Raw genomic sequence first — 4,209 nt, 5'->3', positions numbered from 1 at the left:
CGCACGGCGTAGACGCCATGCGGGCGCTGGTGGGCGACCGGATCGTCGACGGCGCGGCGAGCTTCGGCCGGCGCCCGCAGTTCGACGACGGCGCGCCGCGCTTCGAGACCTTCCTGCTCGACTTCTCCGGCGACCTCTATGGCCGGCGGCTCAGGATCGAGCTCGTGGCCTATCTGCGGCCGGAGCTGAAGTTCGACAGCGTCGAGGCGCTCGTCGTCCAGATGGAGCGCGACGTGCTGGACGCGCGCGCCGCGATAGCCGCCCCCGAGGACCCGCTGGCCCCGAGCGCGCTGGCCTGAGGCCGCCGTTACTTGCCAGACGCGTCCGCCCTGCTAAACCGCTCCGGCCCTTCAAGCGGACGCCAAAATGCCTTCTGACGCCAAGCCTCGCGACTATTCCGAGACGCTGTTCCTGCCGCAGACGGATTTCCCGATGCGCGCCGGCCTGCCGCAGCGCGAGCCCGAGTTCCTGGAGCGCTGGAAGCGCGTCCGGCTCTACGAGCGGCTGCGAGAGGCCGCGGCGGGGCGGAAGAAATACGTGCTGCATGACGGCCCGCCCTACGCCAACGGCCACCTGCACATCGGCCATGCGCTCAACAAGGTGCTGAAGGACGTCGTGGTGCGCACGCGCCAGATGGCCGGCTTCGACGCCAACTTCGTGCCCGGCTGGGACTGTCACGGCCTGCCGATCGAGTGGAAGGTCGAGGAGGGCTATCGCGCCAAGGGGCTGAACAAGGACGAGGTGCCGGTCATCGAGTTCCGGCGCGAGTGCCGGGAATACGCTGAGAAATGGATCGGCGTGCAATCGGAGGAGTTCCAGCGGCTCGGCGTGACGGGTGACTGGGCGGACCCCTACACCACGATGAAGTTCTCCGCCGAGGCGCAGATCGCCCGCGAGATCATGACGTTCTCGCAGACCGGCCAGCTCTATCGCGGCTCCAAGCCGGTGATGTGGTCGGTTGTCGAGAAGACGGCGCTGGCCGAGGCCGAGATCGAATACGCCGAGTTCCTGAGCGACACGGTGTTCGTGGCGTTCCCGCTCTCTGCTTCTCCCCTTGGGGGAGGCGGGCAGGACGCGCTCGCCGGCGCGTCGGTCGTGATCTGGACCACGACCCCCTGGACGCTGCCCGGCAACCGCGCCGTCGCCTACTCGCCGAAGATCGCCTACGGCGTCTACGAGGTGACCGAGGCGCCGGAGGACAACTGGGCCAAGGTCGGCGCGCGCTACCTGCTCGCCGACGCGCTCGCCGAGGGCGTCTTCAAGGCCGCCAAGGTCGCGGGCTTCCGCAAGGTCCTCGACGTCTCGGCCGCCGATCTCGAAGGCCTCGTCGCGCAGCACCCGCTCAGCGCACTCGGCTACGACTTCGCCGTGCCGCTGCTGGCCGGCGACCATGTCACCGAGGACGCCGGCACGGGCTTCGTGCACACCGCGCCCGGCCATGGCCGCGAGGATTTCGAGCTGTGGATGGACCACCGCTCCGAGCTCGAGAAGCGCGGGATCGCGACCCGCATTCCCTACACGGTCGACGCCGCCGGCTTCCTCACCAAGGACGCGCCCGGCTTCGAGGGCCGCTCGGTGATCACCGAGAAGGGCGACAAGGGCGACGCCAACCAGGCAGTGATCGAGGCGCTGGTCGCCGCCGGCCGGCTGGTGGCCCGCGGCAAGCTGCGCCACCAGTACCCGCATTCCTGGCGGTCCAAGAAGCCGGTGATCTTCCGCAACACGCCGCAATGGTTCATCGCGATGGACCGCGACATCGACGGCCCGGCCGACACGCTGCGGAGCCGCGCTCTGGCGGCGATCGAGGCGACGGCCTTCTTCCCCCCGCAGGGCAAGAACCGGCTGCGCGGCATGATCGAGAGCCGGCCGGACTGGGTGGTCTCGCGCCAGCGCGCCTGGGGCGTGCCGATCTGCGTGTTCGTGAACAAGCAGACCGGCGAGCCGCTGCGCGACCCGATGGTGGACCAGCGCATCGCCGAGGCCTTCGAGCAGGAGGGCGCCGACGCCTGGTTCGCCAGCGACGGCAGCCGCTTCCTCGGCAATCACTCGCTGGAGGACTACGAGAAGGTCACCGACATTCTCGACGTGTGGTTCGATTCCGGCTCCACCCACGCCTATGTGCTGGAGCGCCGGCCGGACCTCGCGCCCAAGCGCGCCGTCGACGGCGGCGAGGACACGGTGCTCTACCTGGAGGGCTCCGACCAGCACCGCGGCTGGTTCCATTCCTCGCTGCTGGAGAGCTGCGGCACCCGCGGCCGCGCGCCCTACGACGCGCTGCTGACGCATGGCTTCGTGCTCGACGAGCAGGGCCGCAAGATGTCGAAGTCGCTCGGCAACGTCGTCGCGCCGCAGGACGTCATCAAGCAGTCCGGCGCCGACATCCTGCGGCTGTGGGTGGTGATGTCGGACTATGAGGACGACCTGCGGATCGGGCAGGAGATCCTCAAGACCACGACCGACGCCTATCGCAAGCTGCGCAACACGCTGCGCTGGATGCTCGGCGCGCTGGCCCATTTCGGCGATGACGACGCCGTGCCGTTCGCCGAGATGCCGGAGCTCGAGCGCTACATGCTGCATCGCCTCGCCGAGGTCGACGGCGAGATCGGCGCGGCCTACGAGGCGTTCGACTTCAAGCGCGGCTTCGCGAGCCTGTTCACCTTCCTGACCAACGACCTCAGCGCGTTCTATTTCGACGTCCGCAAGGACGCGCTGTATTGCGATCCCGCCTCGTCGGTGACGCGCCGCGCCTGCCTCACCGTGGTGGACCGGCTGTTCCGCGCGCTCGTCACCCGCCTCGCGCCGCTGCTGCCCTTCACGGCCGAGGAGAGCTGGCTGTCGCGCTTCCCGTCCGAGGACGGCTCGGTGCATCTCCATATGTTCGCGCTCGCGGACGAGGCCTGGCGCGACGAGGCGCTGGCGGAGAAGTGGGAGAAGGTCCGCCGGGTGCGCCGCGTAGTGACCGGCGCGCTCGAGATCGAGCGCGCGGCGAAGCGCATCGGCTCCTCGCTCGAGGCCGCGCCTGTCGTGCATGTGACCGATCCGGAGCTGATGGCCGCGCTCGAAGGCGTCGACCTCGCCGAGGTCTCGATCACCAGCGAGATCAGGGTGACGGCCGAGGAAGCGCCCGAGGAGGCGTTCCGGCTCGCCGAGGTTCCGGGCGTCGCCGTGGTCCCGGCCCGCGCCGAGGGCCGCAAATGCGCCCGCTCGTGGAAGGTCTCGCCGGATGTCGGTGCCGACCCCGACTATCCGGACATCACGCCGCGCGACGCACAGGCGATGCGCGAGTGGGAAGCGCGCCGGGAGCGGGCGGCGTGAGGCGAACCTCGTCATCCCGGCCGCGGCGTGAGCCGGGAGCCGGGATCGCGATCCGGATCAGGCGCCTTTCGCCGCGCGCGATCCCCGCTCTCCGCGGCTTCGCCGCTGCGGCCGGGATGACGGCGGTCCCATGAGCCCGCTCGCGCGACGCGCGCTGGGGCTTGCCGCGCTGATCTTCGTCGTCGACCAGGCCGTGAAGCTCTGGGCGCTGTTCGTCTTCGACCTCGCCGAAAAGGGCCGCGTGCCGGTGCTGCCGGTGTTCGACCTGATCCTGATCTGGAACCGCGGCGTCAGCTACGGGATGCTGCAGCAGGACGGCGATGTCGGCCGCTGGCTGCTGGTCGCGCTGCATGTCGTGGCCTCGGTCGGCATCGCGTTCTGGATCACCCGCGAGCGCCAGAGCGTCTCGGCCTACGGCCTCGCCCTGATCCTCGGCGGCGCGCTCGGAAACGGGGTCGACCGCATCGCCTACGGGGCGGTCGTGGACTATGCGCTGCTGCACTGGGGCGAGGTCACCTGGTACGTGTTCAATGTGGCGGACGCGGCCATCGTTGCGGGCGTGGTGCTGCTTCTGTATGGTTCCTTCCGCGGCTCGAAAGGCGCGCGCGAGGCAGCCTGATGGCCTTGCCGCCCTTCGCCGGAAGGAGCAGCGAACCATGCGCCAAATCACAGCGTGCCTCGCCAGCGCGTCGATCGCCCTAGGGGCGAGCGCGCTTGCGGTCCCGGCCTACGCCGCGGACGACATGGGCTCGAACCCGATCACCGAGCTGTTCGACAGCTTCGGGATGGGGGACAAGGAAAAGCCCGAGATCAGCTACCAGGAGCGGGCGCCGCTGGTGCCGCCGCCCACGACGGCCCAGCTTCCGCCGCCGCAGGCCAAGGGCGCGGTCGGCC

General features: G+C 70.0%; 3 protein-coding genes and 1 pseudogene. All 4 read left to right on the top strand.

Translation table 11 applies throughout. The features are described 5' to 3' along the window. The coding region (locus ACIKT0_RS14110) for a riboflavin kinase (protein ID WP_407105953.1) at positions 1–299 on the top strand (299 nt) is incomplete at its 5' end. A gap of 67 nt (positions 300–366) precedes the next feature. Then, positions 367–3,315 (top strand): isoleucine--tRNA ligase, encoded by a 2,949-nt coding sequence (gene ileS, locus ACIKT0_RS14105; RefSeq protein ID WP_407105952.1) that lies wholly within the window; start codon positions 367–369, stop codon positions 3,313–3,315. A gap of 130 nt (positions 3,316–3,445) precedes the next feature. Beyond that, complete coding sequence (gene lspA, locus ACIKT0_RS14100) at positions 3,446–3,934, top strand: signal peptidase II (RefSeq protein WP_407105951.1); 489 nt, start codon at positions 3,446–3,448, stop codon at positions 3,932–3,934. Between the two features lie 37 nt (positions 3,935–3,971). Then, a pseudogene (locus ACIKT0_RS14095) lies at positions 3,972–4,209 on the top strand (hypothetical protein); the annotation flags it as partial.

Source organism: Hansschlegelia beijingensis (assembly GCF_045505405.1).
In the GTDB taxonomy this organism is placed as follows: Bacteria; Pseudomonadota; Alphaproteobacteria; order Rhizobiales; family Methylopilaceae; genus Methylopila; species Methylopila beijingensis_A.
The sequence above is the reverse complement of the archived record's forward strand: the minus strand, read 5'-3'. Positions and strand labels throughout refer to the sequence as shown.

Excerpts from the sequence above, each read along its gene's own strand:
- lspA (WP_407105951.1), top strand. The coding sequence starts at position 3,446 with ATGAGCCCGCTCGCGCGACGCGCGCTGGGGCTTGCCGCGCTGATCTTC.
- ileS (WP_407105952.1), top strand. The coding sequence starts at position 367 with ATGCCTTCTGACGCCAAGCCTCGCGACTATTCCGAGACGCTGTTCCTG.